12 protein-coding genes are annotated in these 19575 nt (G+C 62.5%); 4 read left to right on the top strand and 8 right to left on the bottom strand.

Annotation, left to right across the window (positions count from 1 at the left end; all coding sequences use genetic code 11):
- Positions 1 to 69 precede the first annotated feature (69 nt).
- The 3 genes from M653_RS0113030 (at position 70) to M653_RS1000000134960 (ending at position 5407) form a co-directional block, all read left to right on the top strand.
- A complete protein-coding gene (locus M653_RS0113030) occupies positions 70 to 2619 on the top strand; it encodes a caspase family protein (protein ID WP_027143747.1) in 2550 nt (849 codons plus the stop codon).
- Between the two features lie 444 nt (positions 2620 to 3063).
- On the top strand, positions 3064 to 4161 hold the full coding sequence (locus M653_RS0113025; RefSeq protein WP_027143746.1) for an OmpA family protein: 1098 nt from the start codon (positions 3064 to 3066) through the stop codon (positions 4159 to 4161).
- Between the two features lie 7 nt (positions 4162 to 4168).
- Positions 4169 to 5407: a caspase domain-containing protein gene (locus tag M653_RS1000000134960; RefSeq protein WP_084636636.1), complete on the top strand. Its 1239-nt coding sequence runs from the start codon at positions 4169 to 4171 to the stop codon at positions 5405 to 5407.
- A 51-nt stretch (positions 5408 to 5458) separates the two neighbouring features.
- Here the strand turns inward: M653_RS1000000134960 and M653_RS0113015 are convergent, their stop codons facing one another.
- Positions 5459 to 5995, bottom strand: a complete 537-nt coding sequence (locus M653_RS0113015; RefSeq protein WP_027143745.1) for a hypothetical protein — start codon at positions 5993 to 5995, stop codon at positions 5459 to 5461.
- Positions 5996 to 6170: 175 nt separating this feature from the next.
- Between M653_RS0113015 and M653_RS0113010 the strand changes: the two genes are divergently transcribed.
- Positions 6171 to 6710, top strand: coding sequence for an OmpA family protein (locus M653_RS0113010; RefSeq protein WP_027143744.1), 540 nt, complete (start codon positions 6171 to 6173; stop codon positions 6708 to 6710).
- Between the two features lie 38 nt (positions 6711 to 6748).
- Here M653_RS0113010 and M653_RS0113005 read toward each other — a convergent pair whose 3' ends face one another.
- From M653_RS0113005 to tagH, 7 genes are all read right to left on the bottom strand, one after another.
- Entirely contained in the window at positions 6749 to 9193 is a 2445-nt protein-coding gene (locus M653_RS0113005) for a M23 family metallopeptidase (protein WP_027143743.1), read from the bottom strand.
- Positions 9190 to 9681 (bottom strand): DUF1036 domain-containing protein, encoded by a 492-nt coding sequence (locus tag M653_RS0113000; protein ID WP_027143742.1) that lies wholly within the window; start codon positions 9679 to 9681, stop codon positions 9190 to 9192. The genes M653_RS0113005 and M653_RS0113000 overlap by 4 nt, the downstream gene beginning before the upstream one ends.
- A gap of 13 nt (positions 9682 to 9694) precedes the next feature.
- Positions 9695 to 12229 (bottom strand): serine/threonine-protein kinase, encoded by a 2535-nt coding sequence (locus M653_RS0112995; RefSeq protein WP_027143741.1) that lies wholly within the window; start codon positions 12227 to 12229, stop codon positions 9695 to 9697.
- The gene (locus tag M653_RS0112990; protein WP_032935275.1) at positions 12226 to 13005 is read right to left on the bottom strand and encodes a protein phosphatase 2C domain-containing protein; all 780 of its coding nucleotides are present in this window, start codon (positions 13003 to 13005) and stop codon (positions 12226 to 12228) included. The genes M653_RS0112995 and M653_RS0112990 overlap by 4 nt, the downstream gene beginning before the upstream one ends.
- Before the next feature lie 135 nt (positions 13006 to 13140).
- Positions 13141 to 16674: a type VI secretion system membrane subunit TssM gene (tssM, locus tag M653_RS0112985; protein WP_027143739.1), complete on the bottom strand. Its 3534-nt coding sequence runs from the start codon at positions 16672 to 16674 to the stop codon at positions 13141 to 13143.
- A gap of 20 nt (positions 16675 to 16694) precedes the next feature.
- Positions 16695 to 18050, bottom strand: coding sequence for a type VI secretion system protein TssL, long form (gene tssL / locus M653_RS0112980; protein WP_348626234.1), 1356 nt, complete (start codon positions 18048 to 18050; stop codon positions 16695 to 16697).
- 434 nt (positions 18051 to 18484) lie between these two features.
- Positions 18485 to 19564 carry a type VI secretion system-associated FHA domain protein TagH gene (gene tagH / locus M653_RS0112975; RefSeq protein WP_027143737.1) on the bottom strand — a complete coding sequence of 360 codons (1080 nt, stop codon included), beginning with the start codon at positions 19562 to 19564 and terminating at the stop codon, positions 18485 to 18487.
- Between the last annotated feature and the right edge of the window lie 11 nt (positions 19565 to 19575).

Genomic DNA, 19575 nt, shown 5'->3' with positions numbered 1-19575 from the left:
TCTTTAACAGACCAGGTGTCGCAAGCCGTGTCTTGTGCACCCCAGGTCATGAGCAGTTAAGGATGCGCCATGCTGCGATGTTTTGCGTTCATTGCGGCCCTGATGCTCGCGAGCTTCACGGCGTTCCAAGCTTGTGCCGATCGAAGGGTGGCCCTTGTCATCGGCAATTCCGAATACCGCGAAATTCCCGCCCTCAAGAATCCGGACAAGGATGCCGAGGACGTGTCGAGCACCTTTCGGCTGGCTGGATTCGACGTGTTCGTCGCCAAGGATCTCACCAAGATCGAATTCGAAAAACAGTTCCGCAACTACCTCGCGGCGGCGGACGGTGCCGATCTGGCGATCGTGTATTATTCCGGCCACGGCTTTCAGATCGGCGGTGAAAATTTCCTGATCCCCGTCGATGCATCGCTCAAGAACGCGGCCGACATTGAGGTTCAGGCCGTCAAGCTCGATGATGTGCTGCAGCAGTTGAGGACGAAATCGAAGATCCAGGTGATCATCCTCGACGCCTGCCGCAACAATCCGTTTCCCCGCAAAGACTATTGGTTGCGAGACCAGCTGATCGTCGCTGGCAACACCGGCCTTGCGCAGGTTAAAAGTTCGCTGAACACGCTTATAGCCTTCGCCACCGAGCCCGGTGCTGTCGCTTATGATGGAAGTGGCGACCTCAGTCCTTTTTCCTCCGCCTTCTCCCGCCGCGCGCTGGCGCCGAACCAGGAGATACGCTCGGTCATGGCGGCCGTCCGCCGGGATGTGGTGGAGGCTACGGCCGGAAAGCAGGTGCCTTGGGAAAACTCGTCGCTGATCGACGAGGTCGTCCTCATGCGTCGCGCCAACCGGCCTGCACTGCCGCCCGTGTTGGAAAAGGTCGTACCGTCCGGTGTCGGGCCTGTCGCGCTCGACCTGCCGGAGCCGGTCGATGTCGATGGCGGTGCGGTCACCGTCAGCATCGACAGGCAGCCGGCGCTAGGGCGTCTGATCTTGGATGGCAAGGCGATTGCGGCGGGGGAGCCGATTGCCGGCAAGGATCTCCCGCGATTGCGAATGGACGTCCCCAAAGGTGCCGGGGCCCAGGAACAAGTCGACATGCTGGCCTATTCAACGCACGACAATTGGGGAGGTGAATCCCGGGGCATCCTGGTGTTCCGGGTCAAGAATGGTGAGGGTGCCGAGGGCAAGCAACTTATAGCCTCGCTCGAGTCCGAGCAGAAGCAGCAAGCAGTGGAACGCGGTATTCACATTGCGGGCGCCGCCGAAGCAATCGAAAACCATGAGGTCCAGATTCCGGTAGGCGTCGGCCCGGTTCCGTTGCAGCTCGATTTCCCAACTACGGATCCGGCGGTCAGCCTGAAACTTGCAGGCTACCCGGCAACGGGAACGCTGTCGCTGCCGGATCGGACCTTGTCACCGGATTCAAGCCTGATGGCCAATGAAGTCGACCACTTGCGCTACGAACCCCAGATCGGCGCCGTCCAGCCACTGATCGTCGGCTTCGAAGTCAGGGCCGACAACACGTCGTCAAAGCCGGCGACGATGAAGCTGTCGCCAACTGTCGACCCCTGCGACAGGGAGGCCGGTGAGCCTCTTGACCTGCAGGGCGTCGTCCCCGGCCTGCTGCCGAATGAGATCAGCAGCAACGCCGTGGACGTCTGCCGGGCGGCTGTAAGAGCCTATCCGGACGTCGCTCGCTTCTACTACCAACTCGGCCGGGCATTGCTTGCGGTTGGTAAGGTCGATGAGGCCAAGAAGGCGATCCAGGAGGCTGCCGACAAGGGGCATGTGCGCGCAGTGTTCGAGCTGGGCTATATTGCCGCCTCGGGAATAGGGACTGCCGTGGATCCCAAAAAAGCCAATGGCTTCTATGCGCCGGCGTCTGACAAAGGCGATCCATATGGGATGGCAGCCTGGGGGCGCGCTCTATTCAATGGTCTGGGAGTAGAACGCGATACCGGCAAGGGATTGGATCTACTGCTGAAGGCCGCCGCTATGGGGCATACCTATTCTATGAACGAGCTTGCTTCAATCTTCACCGAAGGGCGCAACGGCGTGCCTAAGGACTATGCTCGCGCAGTCGCCTTTCTCAAAGCGGGAGTGGAACGGCAAGATATGTACTCGATGAACCTTCTCGGCCGCAGCTATCTCAGCGGACGTGGCGTCGAGAAGGATCCGAAGCAGGCGCAGGCGCTTTTCCAGAAAGCGATGGATCTCGGCCAACCTTATGCGCCGGGCAGTCTCGGACGCATGTATCGGGATGGGGTTGGCGTGACGCAGAACCTCGATGAAGCGCAAAGGCTTTTCGAGCTTGCGAGCGCGCGCGGAGATTATTCTGGCGCATATGACCGCGCGGCTCTCGAGATGCAGAAGGGCGACAAGGCCGATCAGGCTCTGGTCGTCCGTTATTTGGCGTTCACCATAGGGCTCGATCTTCGCAACGAATTGCCGACTGCTCGCACAACGCTGGCGCAATTCGGCGCGAAGCCGAAAACAGCCGCCTTGAAGCAGCTGCGCTCGGAACTCAAATCAAAAATTCAGCCGAGGGGCTCTGTGGAAGACCAACTTGTCAAGACGGCCAGGGCCGTCTGGGAGCAAGACAATCCGCGCCGGGACCTGTTCTGAACAACGAGGAGGCAATGTGGTGGGCAGGGCATTGAAGCGGACAATAGTCGCGACAATTCTATCCGGCGCTCTGGCCGTAGCGGGGTGCACAACGGTGGCGCCCAGGGTCGAGCCGACCCCGGGGACGAAACACCAACATCGGGCCAAGGCCGTTCGCACGACCGCTGCACCGAACTTCATCAAGCACAAAAAGGTGACGGCCACGAAATTGATCAAGCCGGTCCAAAACGAAGCCCCGCCGGTCGTCACTCCTTTGGGGGGCGGTAGCGGTGGCGGTAGTTCGGGCGGTGGTAGCAGCTGGTGACGGCGATCACCAACAGCTAACTTCATATTCTCAGATCGCCGCTGCCACGGCCGACTCGAACCGCTCGCCAAGAAAAGGCAAGTGCTCTATGCTTCCATCCCTTGCGGTATCGAGATAGGTTGTCATGTCGGGGGCGTTCCATGTTCGAAGGCATTGCATTCTGGCAAGCGCGAGCAAAAGCGCAGCGTGCTGGCCTGATCATCGTAGCCACATTGGGATTGCTGGTCCTTGGACCGCGGACAGCGAGTGCCGCGCCGAACTGGACGCTCGATCCGGACGCTTCGGTGCTTACCTATCAGTCGGTCAAGAAGAACACGATCGTCGAGACCAACAAGATCCGGAATATCACCGGCACGCTGAATTCCGCTGGTGATTCCAAGATCAGCTTCGATCTCAATTCCGTCGACACGGGCGTCGACCTCCGCAACGTGCGCATGCGATTCCTGTTCTTCGAAACATTCAAGTACCCGACGGCCGAACTGAGGGCAAAGGTGGACCCGGCTGCATTTGCCGACTTGCCGGCCAAACGCCGGATCAAGGCAACTTTGCCGTTCCGGCTCAGTCTACACGGAGTCGATAAGGACCTGGAGGCGAGCGTCGTTGTCACCATGATCAGTGACACCCAGGTCTCGGTTGCTTCCGAGGCTCCCGTTGCGGTGCATGTGGAGGACTTTGGCCTGCTGCCGAACGTCGACAAGCTGCAGCAGGCCGCCAATGTGACGAACATAGTGCCCACTGCCTCGGTATCCTTCGACTTCGTCTTTGTTGCTGAGGGCAGCAAGCCGGCCGCTGGGCAGACAGTCGCGGCCAGCGGCACCGAAGTCGGTCCGGTGGCCACCGACGCCGCGAAAGCCAACTTCAGCGACGAGGAGTGCCTCAACCGGTTTGCAGTGTTATCGCGCACCGGAGCCATCTATTTCCGTCCAGCCAGCGCCAAACTCGATGCCAAGAGCCGTCCGTTGCTCGCCGAGGTTGAGGGTGTCGTCGGCAAATGCCCGACCCTGAATGTGGAAGTCGCGGGCTACACTGACGCGGATGGTTCGCCAGAGGCAAACAAAGCGCTCTCCGAACGGCGCGCCCAGGCGGTTGCCAATGCTTTGGTCGCCGATGGCGTGCAGCGCCGCCAGATCAGTGCCACCGGCTATGGCGAGGAGCGGCCGGTTGCGGCCAACGATACGCCAAAGAACAAGGCACTCAATCGGCGCATCGAATTCTCCGCCACGAAGCTCGCGAACTGAGGTCGGGGTGGGCTCCCGTCCATTCGCGTGTTGCGCTGGCTTGTTTCGCGGCGCTGGCCTTGTGGCGATTGTCTTGCTTTTGACTTTGACCGCCGCGACTGCCGAGCGCCGTGTCGCGCTGGTGCTCGGCAACTCGCAATATCAGCACGCCGCGCCGCTCGCCAATCCGGTGCGCGATGCCCAGGCAATGGCCGAGCGCCTGCAGCACCTTGGTTTCGATGTGGTCTCTGGCTTCGACCTGACCAAGCAGCAGACGCAGGCCACGGTCGCCCAGTTCGCAAAGCAGGTGCGCGGCGCCGATGTCGCGCTTTTCTTCTATGCCGGACATGGCTTGCAGGTTTCAGGCAAGAACTACCTGCTTCCGGTCGATGCCGCGCTCGAGGATGAAACGTCACTCGACTTTGAGGCCGTGTCCGTCGATTTCATTTTGCGTCAGATGTCTCGCGAGACCAGCGTAAGGTTGGTGTTTCTGGACGCATGCCGGGACAATCCCTTGGCCGATGTGCTGACTAAGACCGCGGGCATCAAAGGTGCAAGCAGCGGCCTTGCGGAAATCGCGATCGAAAATGGGGGCGCGGGAACGCTCGTTGCGTTCGCTGCCAGTCCCAACCAGCTCGCCTATGATGGGTCGGGCGACCACTCGCCCTTCACGACGGCATTGCTTCAGCACATTGGGGAATCCAATGTCTCCATCACCGAAGCGATGAACAGGGTGACCAGCGACGTCTTCAAGGCGACGGCCGGCAGGCAACGCCCCTGGGCCAATGTTTCCTTGACCACCGAGGTTGTCCTGCACAAGGTCGATCTCAACGCGCCGCTGATCGTCGGGCAGTCGAGCACCCCGCCGGCTGAAGCCAGCTCCGGGACGCGCAAAACCGGCGGGTCGTCGGCCCAGGATGACGATCAGCTTGCGCTCGATGTTCTCCGTGCGAAGATCCCGAAACTGGCCACCGATGGCCCCATCTTTTTCGATCGTCCCGTCAAGTTCGGGGAGCCCGCGATCGACGGCAAGAGCATCGCCCAACTGATCAAGGGCGAACCGCTGTTCAGTCCGGTGGAAGGTCTCGACAAGTCGGTCTGGGAAGGCAAGCACTGCGATAGCTGCCATGAGTGGAATGAGGCCCGGCTCTGCGAGCAGGCGAAGAATTTCGCTGCCAACGACGTCTCGGTCCTGCGGCTGCAGCATCCGCTCGGTACCCGATTCAAGGTCGCGCTGGCCAGATGGGCGCAAGGCGGCTGCCGGTGATGCTGGGCTGCTGCCAGCGCCGGCGAAGGCGAGCAGGGGAGGCGAATGCCTTTAGGCCTCCATCTCCACCATCTGGATGCCCATCTCGACAAAGGCGGAAAGCAAGGTAAACCGGTCCGCCAGCGCGGCGCGGGCCAGTCCAGCGAGGATCGCGGCATTTACGGCATGGGCGGCAGGAAATCCGCTCGATTCCATTTTGAGGGTCGGGTCACGCCATACTGCTGCCAGAGCGATCCAGGCGGCCGGCGTTGCCGGCGGCAGGTCCAAGGACTTGCTCAAGACGGATTGATGGTGGGGGTTGTCAGGTTCGCCGACGCGGGCATGAACAAGCGCCAGCAAATCGAGATCCCGGTTCCCGAGGAGCTCGGCGACATTCCTCAGGCATTCATGTCCCCACCAGACGGCGGCTCGCTCGGGGAGGAGGTAGGCACAGAACGTGACTGCTTCTTCCGGGACTCGCCCGGCAAGCAGGTTACGGCAAAAATCAAGCGGCGGCTGACCGGTGGCCAGCGATTTCATGTCCCTGGCGATGGCGGGACAAGCAAGAAACAGATCCCGTGCCGTTCTGTATCCGAGTTCGTTAGCCATGGCTGCCCAACCTGAAAGCCAGCAGACAAACACTCAAGCCTGTGGCCGAGCGCCGGTCAAGCGTCAGCCTTTAACGGGTGGCGGACAGGAGCAAATTGCGTTTGTCCACAGACAATCGCTTCCCGATTTGATATGGTAGCGGCCAGCGAAATCCACTCGAACAGGAGTGACGGTCATGCGATTGGGCAGTTCAGCCTTGGCATTGGTGGCCATGCTTCTTACGACGCACGTATCCGCCGATCCGCTTCAGAAGTCGGAAGACATCGTGAAGTTCTTCGCCGGCCAGCCCGGCAATCTGGGTGCTTCGCGCGGGATCTGCGTCGGCACGGAGGAAGAGTGCAAGAGCAAGGCCGAGAAGACTGGCTCAACCTCCCAAAAGGCCGGCCTCGACATGATGATCAATTTCGCCCTTGATTCCGCGCAACTCGACCAGGTTGCGCGCACCGAACTTGATGAGTTCGCCAAGGCGCTGAAGGACAATCGGCTGAGCACGTTCAGCTTTGTCGTCGAAGGTCATACCGATGCAACTGGCTCGGACCGCTATAACCAGGAACTTTCGCAGCGAAGGGCGCGGTCGGTGGCGGCCTTCCTGACGGCCAACGGCGTAGAATCTGCCAGACTGGAAGCAATCGGCCTCGGCAAATCGCATCCGCGCGTCGCCAATCCTTATGATCCAGTCAACCGCCGCGTGGAGATGCGCGTCAGGACCGAGTAGGCTGTCGCCAACAGGCGATCGTTTAACAGCGATATGCATTAGCCTGGCTGAAACGCCCCTTGGACCGAATTGAGCAGCGCCGTTATGGCCTGCTTGTATTTTTCGAACCCCGGTGATGTCTGTCGGATTTCGGTCGTGGTCGTCGCCGGCTGGCCCGCGTCTGTCGCCACGCGCAGCACTTTTTGACCCATCTTCCGCTCGGCCCAGTCAATGACATAGCCAGCGGTCTTGCCGAGGAGGAAAGGATTGGCCTCGATCACCGCTGACCCCAGAACGGCGCTCAGTTGCGACGAGCCGGACGCAGCCAGCACCTGGTGCGCGCCTTCCATGCCTAGGAAGTGGCAGAGGTAAAGGCGCCCTGCGGTTATCTGGTGGCCGCGCGCGCGCAGATAAGCCTCGCCTTCGCGCGCGAGGTTGCGCACCATCTCACGCGACAGCGTCACGTCGTAGCGAAGCGCAAGCAGGTCAGCGGTCGAGAGCGAACGGGCAAGATCGGGGCGATAAGTGTTCATCATCCGGAGCCAGGTCTTGATGATGAACTGGCCAGCGCCGGTTGCTGATGAGTTGGGGTTCTTGGCGCGGGCGCTGCCGCCGCTTTCGACATGCACGATACGGTCGGTTAGCGTCTCGACGGCGGAATCGCCGGAGCTGCCGGATCCGCCGGAGCGGGCGTCAGCGCCGGCAGCAACCGTGGTGACCGTTCCGAGCGGATCGATTGCCTCGCCGTTTTGATAGAGTTCGAAATGCAGATGCGGTCCGGTCGAGAGCCCGGTCGTGCCAATATAGCCGATGACGTCGCCGGCCTTCACCTTGGTGCCGACGCCGCTGGCGATGGCGAATTTCTGCATATGCGCATAGCGTGTCTCGCGTCCGTTTGCATGGGCGATCTTGACCAGATTGCCATAGCTGCCGCCATCACCTTGGAAGCTGATCTCGCCGTCGAAGGCCGCCATGATCGGCGTGCCGATCGGAGCCGCCCAGTCGACGCCTTTGTGGATTCGAACCGTGCCTAGGATGGGATGCTTACGCGGGCCGAAGGTCGAGGTCATGACCCCGCTCACCGGCGTGACCATGCCGTTGGCGATGGACAGCGAACGGACCTGATCATCGCCCGTCACGCAGGCATACTGGCCCCCGCTTTGCTGATAGACGAAGCAGTCGAGGTTCTTGTCCCTACCGAGGACACCGACGTAAAGCACCCGTCCGGATATCTCGCCTTGGCCGCGCGGGGTCTGCGAGTAGATCAGCACCAGGCGCTGGTCCTCGGCGGCGAAGGCGTCCAGATCCTGTCCTCGCGACAGATACATGATCGCTTCGCCGATCACGCTGGTCGGCACCTTGTTGCGCGCCGCGGTCGAATAGATTGCGTCGAGCAGGCGGTATTGCCGCTTCGGCCCGCCCTGATCCGAGCTACCGGAATAGTTGAAGAGGTCCTCGCGAACCCAGGGATCGGCGCCTGAAACAAAGGGACCCGCGGCGCTGCGCGTCAGCGTACCGACATAAACATTCTTTGCGTAGACGGAGACCTGCATCAGCGACATGGCGGTGGTCTCGCGGTTGGGCCGGAAACCGCGCAAGGCGACCACAAAGCCGGGCTCCAACCCGTCGCGGTCGAACAGCGCTTTCAGCGCCTCGCCCGCAAGCCTGGCGTCATCCGCGGAGAAATGCGCGTCGAGCGCCACGCTTTCCAGGCTGCGGTCGTTGAGGACTTTCACGAAGGTGTCCTCTGTCGCCTCGAAACGCTGATATTCGCTGATGACGGTCGCGACGGTGGTGTTGTTCTCGATCGCGGTCTTGGCGAAGGCAGGGAGCGCTGCCTCGCCCTGGTCGATGGTCTCGCCCCAGCCGGCCTCGGGGTCGTCTGCATCGGCTTTAAGTGGCGAAGCTGGGGGCACCCCGCCTTCATCCGGCGTGGCCTGCAGGTCGTTCGCCAGATCATCTTCTTGCTCATTGGGTGCCACGGCAGGTGTGGCCGAGGTCGGCTGCTGATTCTCCGGTGCTGCAGCGGAGGGCTTCGGAGGTGCCTGCCGCTGCGCCTGGAAGAAGGCAAAATCCTCCTGCGTCGAGGGGATTGTCGTCATGAACTTCTCGCTGGCGCTCAGCATCACGTCGGACAGGATTTCGATCTGCGGCGAAGCCCCGGAACTGTCGAGTTCGGCCGGGCGCGCAATGGTGTGGCCCTTCGTGGCGGTCTCGTCATCGGGTGCCAGTGTGATCCACATCGGGTCACCGGCAAGGTCGATGATCGCCGGCACATAGACCGCCGCGTCGGCGGGCACGTCTTCCATGCCTTCGACGGGATGCAGGTCCTCATTCTGATCGCCGAACGACCACTCATCCTTGGTAAGATAGAAGCTGGTGGCGATGGTGATGACAGTGAGCGTAGCAACGCCGGCAAGGACGCGGCGCCAAAGTTTACGTCGGCGTTCGCTCTGGCGCGCCAGCTTCTTTTGTTTGAAGCTCGTGTCGATGCTGTGCGTCACGGGCTGCTTCCGGTGAGGAAATAGGTCCAGCGCACCTGCTCGAGCGTATCGACCTCGACGAATCGCGCCGCGATATGACCGCGCGGCCAGCACTCCTCGATGCCACGGATGGAGAAGCGGCGCCGATCGACGCACATTTCGGTCGATCCATTGAGGATCGCATGGCCGAACACGTCGGTGGCGTAGAGGTAGATGTAGCGGTTGGTTAGTTCCTCGCGGATCACGTTCACGCACTGGTTGGCGCCGATGGTCCACCAGCCGTCGGTCTGGTCGGCATTGTCGACCTTCTGCCCGACTGCGAGGTTGACGACGTCGAGCGTCTGATTGCAGACGGTGAATTCGGCACGCGCCGTGCCGGTCGAGAGGATAGTGAGCAGCACCGCACCGAACAGCGCGCAACCGGCCAGGCGGTCGGCCAGCAAGAATCGAAACCAGCTACGCTTTACGCGTGAGGGATGCTGGCAAATAGACAGCGAGCGACGGTCCATCGGCGTTTCATCTCTATCCGCCGAGCCGAAAATACTTGGCGGCGGCGGAGAATTGCGAGCCGTCGGCCTCGATCTCCTCCAGGATCTTTGGCAGAAGGTCGGAGGCTGGTGTCGGTCTCGAGAACATCGCGGCCTGGATATCGTGCGGTCCGGTGATCACCAGCATGATCTGCGGCAGGGGCTTGCCGGCCACTTTGTCGGCGGCGCCCAGACCGATCGGGATGCTGAATGTCGCCTTGTCGGTTTGCGCCACCATGCGGTCATCGAGGTTGAAGGCGATGCCGCGGTGGTCGATCAGCATGACGTTGGAAACGAGCCCGCCATGCGTTGCCAGCGTGCCGCTGATCGGCGCGCCATCCGGCACCGATGTCCGGTCGAGAACGAGCCGCGGGCTATCCACCGGGTTGCGGTCGAGAAAGCGCAGGAGCTTGGTCACTTCACACTGGGGCTGCTCGATCAGACGGACGCTGATGTCCGGCTCGAGATGGAACCTTGCCCGAAATTCATTGAGCAACTGCTCGAAGGGCTGCACGGCCGTCGCGAAGCCTTCGATAGCGACGGCGCTGGCGTCTTCGGATATCAGCGACGCGTAGAAACAGTCGCCGCCGCTGAAGTCGCGCACCCATGAAGCGCGTTGCGCGGTCTCGTCGCCGGTCGTCGCCGGGGGGACCGCCGGCTTGGGCACATTCATCGCGACTTCGGTGTTTTCGGGCTGTGTGGTCACCGGTGGCGGTTGCTGGGACGACTGCACCTTCTGCGTCGGCTCTGATGGCACGGTTGCTGGCGGCTGGATGGCGGGCGGGGGAGGCGCCGCCGGTTCAGCCGGCGGCGTGGTCGGCTGCGTCGGCACGGGGCGCTGCGCAATCGGCGGCGGGGAAGCCTGAGGCTGGGCCAATTTGGAGAGCCTGTTGACGAGGTCGGTTGCGCTTGGTTTTGTCGCCGGGAGGTCTGCCTCCTGCGCCGGGTTGCCCTCTGCCTCCGCCTGGCTTGGCGCCGATGTCTCCGGCGGCTGGCTGACTGGTTTTGGCACTTTCGCACTCTCCTCGGCCTTTGGCACCGAAGCTGCCGTTGGCGGATTGGCGGTCGGCGTCTGGGCTGGCTTAATCCCGACCCCTGGCACTTGCGGGGGATTGTTGTTAGCCTGTGATTTTGTTGCCGGCTGCTCGCCTGCAGCGTCCGCCTGGTTCTCAGCCGGTATTGCGGTCTTCGTCTTTACATCGGGCAGGGCAGGTGGCTTCACCGTTTCGACGGTGCCGGCGTTGTCGGTTTTTGACGGCTCTGGCTGAGGTTGCACCGGTGGGTGTGGCTGAGGTTTCGATGCTTCCGGTTGCGGCGCCTGGGCCGCCGGCTTTGCGATCAGCGGCTTGAGTTTCTCTTCGGCCGGCGGTGGCGCCAGTATGCCACTGAAGTACAGCCCGCCGCCCAACAGGAACACCAGCGCCGCGAGGCTGCCAGCGATGGCCGGCATCCGAGACGACTTTCGCGGCGGCATGGTCGTGCTGGCCGGCGCGGGCGTTGGCGCGGACCTTGGTTGCGACAGATGCGCCGGCCGCACATGTTCAACGAAGCGTTGTTCGCCAGGAGGCGCCGAAGGCTGGACCCTGGATTTGGGCAGTGCCGTCCAGCCGGCGCGCGGCAATCCCGAGCGTTCACGCGAACCGTAGGCTGCCGGCGGCAATGTGACCTCGGCATCCTCGTCACGCGTTGCCCTGGCGATGTCGGCCATGCTGGCCGGCCGATCGCGCGGGTCCGGCTGCAGCATCGCGCCGACGAGCTCGTGGAAATTGGGATCGATGTCGGACAGGTCCGGCACGGTTCGGCGTTTCTCGACGACGTCGTACTGGGTGCCGCTCATATCGAGCGGCTTTCCGCGCAAAACGGCGGCCAGCACCAGGCCGAGGCTATAAATATCGGACTGCTCGCTCACCTCGCCGCCATAGAGGCCGAGCTGTTCGGGCGAGACGTAATTGTATTTGCCAGCGAACTTGCCGCCAATCAGCGTTTCACCGCCTGCGGCCGCCGACCGAGCGATGCCGAAATCAATGATCTTGGCGCGCTCCACCCGCCCGCCGGGCAGGATGATGTTGTCCGGCGACAGGTCGCGGTGAACCGCGCCCGCCTGGTGCACCGCGGCCAGCCCCGACGCCAGGCGATGGCAAAGGCGCCGCACTTCTTCTCCCGGCATCGGTCCGCGACGCATCACGTCGAAGAGTGATTGGCCGTCCACGAACTCCATCGCCAGATAGGGGCGGCCGATCTTCGGATCGATGGTGAAGACGTGATAGCGCACCACTGCGTCATGCGACAAATGGTTGAGGATCGAGGCTTCCTTGCGGAACAGCGACAAGATCGTCTGGTCGCGGGCGAATTCGGGGAGTACGATCTTGATCGCTACGTGGTCGCCGGTTTGGATGTTGTGGCCGCGATAGACTTCTCCCATGCCGCCGGATGCGATCCTCTCGTCGAGTTCGTAAATGCCGCTGAGCTGTGTGCCGGCGCCAGCATAGGTGACGTTCGCTGATAACCGCGTCTTGTCGTCGTCGCTCATCTGGCCAGGCTCTCCGCGCCGGATCGATCCTGATGGAGCGCACCGTCGCGCCCGCCGCCGATCTTCACCAGTACGACGGTTACATTGTCGGTCCCGCCGCGCGCCAGCACCATCTCCAGCAGGCTTTGGCACGCCGCCTGCGGCGTTGCCGATCTCACCGTGGCTTCGATCTCGGCGTCGCTGACATGTGCCGTCAGGCCGTCGGTGCTCAGAACGAAAACATCCCCCGGTATCAGCTCGCCCTGCTGGAAATCGATCTCGAGCTCGTCGCTGACGCCGACAGCATGAGTAATGACATGACGGCGCGGCCAGATAAGCGCCTCTTCCGCACTGATCATGCCGCGATCCAGCAGTTCCTGGACCTCGGTGTGATCCTTCGAGACCTGAAAGATCATGCCGTTGCGGACCAGATAGATGCGGCTGTCGCCGGCCCAAAGGCCTGCGAACCGCCCGTCCATGGCAAGCAAGGCCGCGAAGGTGGAGCCGATGGTGATGCCGCGGGATCGCGAGATGTTGCGGATCTCGGAATTGGCGCGGCTCAGCCGGTCTTCGAAGCGCGCGCGAAGGTCCGGTGCCGAGCTCGCGATGCCAATCGTTGCCAGATGATCGACGATGCTGGCCGACGCGACCTCGCCGGCCTCGTGCCCGCCCATGCCATCGGCCACCACCCAGAGGCCGGTCTGCGGGTCGATCAGGTAGTTGTCCTCGTTGTGGTCGCGCACGCAGCCTCTATGGCTCACGCCGAAGCTTTCGATGGGAAGGGCGACAGTGCTCAATTTGCCACCAAGCGCTTCGCGAGCGTCCCCTGTGACCAACCACGGGCAGCATGCCCAGGCCACTTTGCCACATGCGCATACATTAGAGTACCGAAATAAGGGCTGCAGCCGTAGGCGCGCTTGAACACGGCCATGTCAGAAAGCCTTCGGACAGCTGAAGCCGGCCAGGGCTGGCAACAGGAAGGGATTGGCCCCCGATCCGGACTGGATCATGTAGGCGACGTCTCGTCCGCCGATCACGAAGCGGGCTTCGGTGTTGGCGCCGTTGGCGGTGATGGTTGCCTTGTCCAGCAGACGCTTCAGGGCCCAAGCTCCTTCGAATTTAAGCGCTGAGTCGCGGCCTGGCATTTCCGGCAAAAGGGTAAGGCTGGCGGAAGCCGAGGCAGTGCTGTTTGGCCACGTCACCGTGCTTGGCGCATTGCCTGTCTGGCTGCTCTGGACAGTCTGGCCGTCAATGTTGAGAAGCGCGTTGTCCGCGTCTCCATTCAGCGAAAAAGGCGTGATGGTGAGCGAAACCGACGGCACCGAGCCGCCGGAGGGGAAGAAGGCGCTGCGGATCTCGGCGGCCGACTGAAAGGATTTCAAGGTCGACTTCGCGAGCTCGTGGCCGGAGCGGGCATCCTGTCTCCAGGTCCATTCCTGGCCGGTCATGTCGATCAGCGACGCAAGGTTCTGCGCGAAGAAGCGGTCCATCAGCCCGCCTGGTGCGAAAAGCCTGGCGAAATCCGCTATCGAGATCTCTTCCGTGCCGTCGCTGGCGAAGGGATAGCGACCGTTGACAGCCTCCTCGCAGGCTCGTGTGACCGTCTGGTCGAGATTCTGGTTGAGGTTGGCCACCGAAGCTTCGGCAATGTTACTTGCAAACTCGTCCGTTGCCGCGTTGACCATGCGCGCAAGCGGCTTTGGAAGGCGCGAGACATTGGCGCGCAGCGTGGAGATCTGCAGCTGCAGGTTGGCGTTGACGCGTCCGGTCTGTGAAGGGACATCGGCCGAAAGCTTCAGGCTTTGAAAAATGTCGTGAAAGTTCCGCGCCAGCGCATCGAGCGGCCGCCGTCCATTGGCGCCGCTGACCAGGGACTGAAACGATCGAAACTGTGCCTCGACGCTCGCACCGGCACTGTGTGCGAGAGCCGAGCCCGAACCGGCACGGCTCTGTGACTTGCCGCCGGCGATCTGCAGGCCGATGCGAGCCAGGCCTTTGGCCATGGTGGCGGGATCCTCTTGTGCCGCACCGGTTCCGCTCTCGGCCATGGTGTTCTCTTTAGTCAATGCGGTCTCCTCGGCGATCGCCGTGTAGAGCCGATCGAGAGGCGAGCCCGCTGCGGCGAGGGCGGAAAGCGCGAGATATCGCGGCTTGTCCTCGAGCAACGCCTTGAACTTCAGTTGGTCGAGTACGCCGTTCCATGCGGAGGAGAATTCCTTGCCGTAGCGGTCGATCAATTCAGGGCCGAGCTTGGGCAGGTCCTGGTCGATGCCGCCCTGTTCCTCGCCGCCGCCAAGCACCCAACGATCGTTCATAAGCGTTTGGGCGATGCGCGAAAGCTGCGGCAGGAAAAAACGGTTGAAGCCGGCGCGCGTGTAAAGTCCGGGAACGTTGAGATCCGCCAGATCACTGCCATCGGTTCGTTCAAACACGAGCTGTGCCTCAGGACCGGCTTTCGCTGCGAGGGAGAAGTTGTCCAGCCTTGCGGCGTAAACCGCTGACTTGATCAGCGCCGAAGCGCGGTCGGCAAGGCTCATGCGGCCAAGGGAGCGTTGCGCGGCTTCGATCAACGGTTGGTTGAGCTCGAAGAGAGGATCGTAGGCGTCGTCGAGGGCGAGCATCGCGCGCAGATGCTTTTCGAGCTGCGCGCGGCCTTCGCGGTTGTTCTCGCCCGGATAGCGGTTCACTTCCCAATCCTGCTTCATCCAGGAAACGATCAACTCGTTATCGACCTTCGGAGCCTTGCCGCCCAGCATCAGGTAGATCTTCAGCGGCTCGTAGAGCGGGATTGGATCGGCTATCTTGGCCTGGATGGTCCGCTCGGCCTGCACCAAGAGCCGGGAGCGGAATGTCCGCTCGAGCGCTTGCCGGTAGGCATCCCTGGACGCCGACAGCAGCCTCTCGCGCTGGCCCAGCCCGAACGTCCCCTCGATCGGCTTTCGCTGGTCGCCGTTTTCGAACCCGGCTGGCAGGTTGCGCAACTGGTCGAGCGGGCCGATGACGTTTTCAAGATCGACATCGGTCACCATGGTACTCTTGAGCAGCGAATCCGCGCTGTTGCGATACTGCGCCATGGCCTGCCTGGTGGAGGCGATCAGCGACTTGTTGGCGAAGAAGCTCAGCCCAAGCACGCCGAGCGCCGTCAAGGCCGCCAGTCCAATCGCGGCGAGGCCGCCAAATCTCGCGAACCTGGCGCGCCGTTCGGCCGCCCGGTCGAACGATACCCAGCCCGATTCCGGAAAGATCACCTTGGTCAGGAGATCGTGCAGGAAGAAGCTCTTGCCGGTGCCGGAAAAATGCGCCTGGGAGGCGCTGCCGAAGCTGCGCCCGATGGTGCCCAGCACCTGGTCGAACGGTGTTCCTTCCTGAGTACCCGAGGAGAAATAGAGGCCCCGCAAGCTCACATTCACCCGCGATCGAGAGGCATCGAACAAACTGGTGATGAAATGCGCTGTCCGGTTCCTGAGGGCGCCGAACTGCGCCGGGAACTCGAAGATGGCGATGCGGGCCACCGGATCAGCCTCTTCCTGCAAGCGATCGACGACTTCTGCTGCCAAGCGCTGCGCCAGACCGTCGAATTCGGCCGGCGCCTCGCTGGCCATGTTCCTTGTGCGATCGACGGTCTGGAACGTTGCGCCCCATACCTTGCGCCTGCGCGCTTCGTCGAATTCACCGAAATAATCCATGAAGCCGGATACGAGATCGGCCTTGGTGAAAAGCAGATAGACGGGAAACTGGACCTTCAGCGTCTCGTGCAATTCGCGCAGGCGGCTTCTTATCTCGGTGATATGCGCCTCGACCTGCTGGTCGTCGAGGCTGATAAGATCGGCGAGGCTGATGGCGAGGATCACGCCGTTGATTGGTTGCTTGACGCGGCTTTTCTTGAGTAGTCGCAGGAATGCAAGCCAGCTTGCCTTGTCGCGCTCGCGGTCCGAGTCCTGCGTCGTGTAGCGGCCGGCCGTGTCGATCAGCACCGCTTCTTCGGTAAACCACCAGTCGCATGACCGTGTGCCGCCGACGCCGGCCACCGGCTGGGCATTGCCGGAGCCCGCAAGCGGAAACTTCAGCCCGGAATTGACCAGCGCCGTCGTCTTGCCGGCGCCTGGCGGCCCGATGATGATGTACCAGGGAATGTCATAAAGGAAGTTGCGCTTGCGGCTCGTCCGCCTCAGCGCTGCGATGGCTTCACCCATGCGTGCTTCGAGCACCTGTGAGTCGTCGCTCCGCTCGTCGCTGCGCACGATGGCCGTTTCGAGTGCCTTTTGCGCCTTGCGCCTTTGCCAGAAGCGAATGCCGTAGAACAGTGCAAGCGCCGCCATGGTCGCACCGATGACCACCGCCCTGAGCCACACGGACCCAAGCGGGCGGGTATCGGCGAAGCGGATCAGGGGTCCGGCATACCAGATGGCGGCCGAGAAGCCGGCCAGGGCAAGCACGCTGAAGATCGGCAGCACCCAGCCGACCAGCCGCTCCTGGCCGCGCCCGCTCACAACGCGTCCTCCTTTGGGATTATCACGTCGACGCGGCGGTTCTTGGCGCGCCCTTCAGCCGTCGCATTGTCGGCGATGGGTTCGTCTTCGCCCTTGCCATCGACGCTCAGGCGCGATGGGTCCTTCAACTGCTTGGCCATTAGGGCCTGCAGCGCTTTTGCGCGCGCCACGGAAAGATCGAAATTCGACTTGAACGGGCTCGACTTCTTCGGCTTCACATTGTCGGTATGGCCGACGATCTTGATCGGTCCGGGTTCGGCATCGAGCGCCGTGGCAATGTCCGCCGCGATGGGCTGGAATTGTGCCGTCAACTCGGCCTGGCCTGATACGAACAAAAGCTGGTTGCTGATCTCGACAACGATGAAGTCGCCCTTCGTGCCGACGCTCAGTCCGCCGCCGGCGACCTCCTTGGCGAGTGCCTTTCGAATGCGGTCGAACTGCGTGGTGTTCGCAGGAGCCGGTGGTGGCGGGTTGGCTTGCACCGGTTCGCTGGGTGCCGCCACGCTGGCGCGTTCAATGGTAACCGGGGTGGAAGGATTGAGCGCCAGCAACTCGCCGGCCGTTACATCGCCCTCATCGGTGATCACTATCCTTAGCCAGAAAAAGGCCGCCGTCACCAGGGTCGCCGCGGCGGCTGCGATAGCCCACAGCGGCAGCCGCACTCCTGGCCTGGCCAGCGCAGCCGCCATGCCTTGCCACCGCGGCGAAATGTCTTCGGCGGCACGCGGCCGGAAATAGCGCAGTGTGTCGTAGACGTCGCGCCGGACGCGCTCGAGCGCGTTGCGTTCACGCTGCAACCCCCGATACTGGCCCTGGAACCCGAGCGACAGGCAGGCGTGCATCAGTTCGAGCAGGTCGCAATGCGCTTCAGGCTTGGCGAGGATATTGTTCAGCGCTTCGTAAAAGCCCGCACCTGTCGGCTGCGTGTGGAAGAACCTCACCACCATACTGTGCTGAGCCCAGCTTTGCTTTTCCGGCCAGGGCAGGTTGCCGATGAGATCGTCGGCAGTTTCGCAAAGTGCAAACTTTGCGATCCGCGCGTCTTCTTCCCCAATTCCGGCTTTGGCGGTGGTACGCTCGAAGCTCTCGATAACGTCTGCGGTATGCTCCGCCAAAGCGGCCGCTTGCCGTTCGACCGGTATCAGCCGCAACTGGCCGAAAAGCATGAGCAAGGGGGCTGCGGCGGCAAGGATAGGATTGGCCGCGGCATACTTCACGCCGACGGTGGCGTTGAGCAAGACATCCTGCTGCAACGCCGGTGCCCTTGCAGGCACCGCTTCGTCGTCCTGAATGACCACGGTTCGGGACGACCAGCCGGGGGGCGTCTGCCGGCCGACGCCGGGGGCGAACACCGTCGATTCCCTGGCGGGTGATGAAAGAGGGGGCACACTTGGCGCACCGGAACGACCGGGGGCCAAAAGCGGCTTTTGCCTTGGCCGTGGCGCGCGGATGACGGTTTTGTCCGGAGGCTCGGAGGAATCGTCCTTCGAGCTCATCGGCGCACCACCGTCGAGGTGCAACGAACATCTTTCAGGGGAGGGGACAGCGGCGCAGGGTCAGGATCAGCAGCGAGCCGCGGGGAAAGACTGAACTTGCCGAAACATGACATTCCTGCACACGCCCCAAGCCGCGCCGCTCTGCCAGCCTTGGCAAGCGCCCATGTGTATTCTAGTCGCACAGGCAGCCGATTGAAATCGGAAAGCGGGATGATCAAGCAAGCGGCCTTTTCTATGGGGCTCGTAATAAAGCCCGTAAGAGCGGTGCTAACGAGATTTGGCGAGTACGGCTATTTCTGCTTACAGGCCTTGGCATAGGCTTCAGCGAAATAGGCGAGGAAGACATCCAGCATGCCGTTTTCATGCTTGTCCTCCATCGTGCGCCACGTAGCGACGAGCGCATCCCAGGCTTGGCTTTTCCTGGATGAAAAGGAGGCAGGCGGGATCTTTTTGGCAATCGCCTCCGGCGACAGGTCGTCGAGCAGCCTCGCGAGCGCGGCCTGCATGGCGGCGTACGTAGCGATTTCGTGGGTCTTCAGGTCGCCGAACGCGTCCTCGATGCTACGTTTGGCATCGAGATAGCCTGCCCGGCGCTTGGCAAACATGATCTCCAGCATGTCGTCGGTCCCCGGCACGAATTTCAGCGGGTTGTTGTCCTCGGCGCCGATCATCGTGCGGTGCGCGCTTTTGGCGAGCACCTTGGCCGCCGCGCGCGCCTTGAGCAGGAGGGAAAGTTGCTCGACTGTGGTTCGCAACACCGCGCCGATCTCGGCAGCGACCTCATGCGGGTCGCGCGCCGCCAACAGCTCCGGCGATAGACCGGCGGCCCTGGCCATGTCGCGAAGTATCCCGTCCGCATCCGCCGGCTGCTTGGCTGGGACAGGGGGGCTGGGCAGCGGCGCCGAAGGCGTCGACATCGGCGCTGCCTCGCCCGGGCGCGGCTTTGCCGGATTGAGAAATGGTGTACTGCCGAGTTCAAGCGGTGTTCCTGTAAAGGAAGGCAACTCGCGTTGCGTCGAACCGGTCCCGGCTTGCGCATGACCGGTGGCGTCCCGCTCTTCGTCGATCGACACGGTGATGACATAGTGGCCGATCAGCAGCCGGTCGCCTCGGGTTAGCCGATGCGGCGCATGGATGCGCTGGCTGGAGCCGTTGACGAAAGTGCCGTTGCGCGAGAGGTCATGGAGCCAGAACGAGCCCGTCTGATAGCGGACTTCGCAATGCCGGCCAGAGATGATTTTGTCGGGGTCGGCCAGTGTCCAGTCGCAATTTTCACGGCCGATTTCAAAGCTGCGGTCGCGCGCGGCATAGCTCGTCGCGACCCCCGGCGGCAGCCTGTCAACATTGCTGATCTGGAGCGAAATGAACATTCGAAGCCACT

The organism is Mesorhizobium sp. WSM3626 (assembly GCF_000513935.1).
Lineage (GTDB): Bacteria > Pseudomonadota > Alphaproteobacteria > Rhizobiales > Rhizobiaceae > Mesorhizobium > Mesorhizobium salmacidum.
The sequence above is the reverse complement of the archived record's forward strand: the minus strand, read 5'-3'. Positions and strand labels throughout refer to the sequence as shown.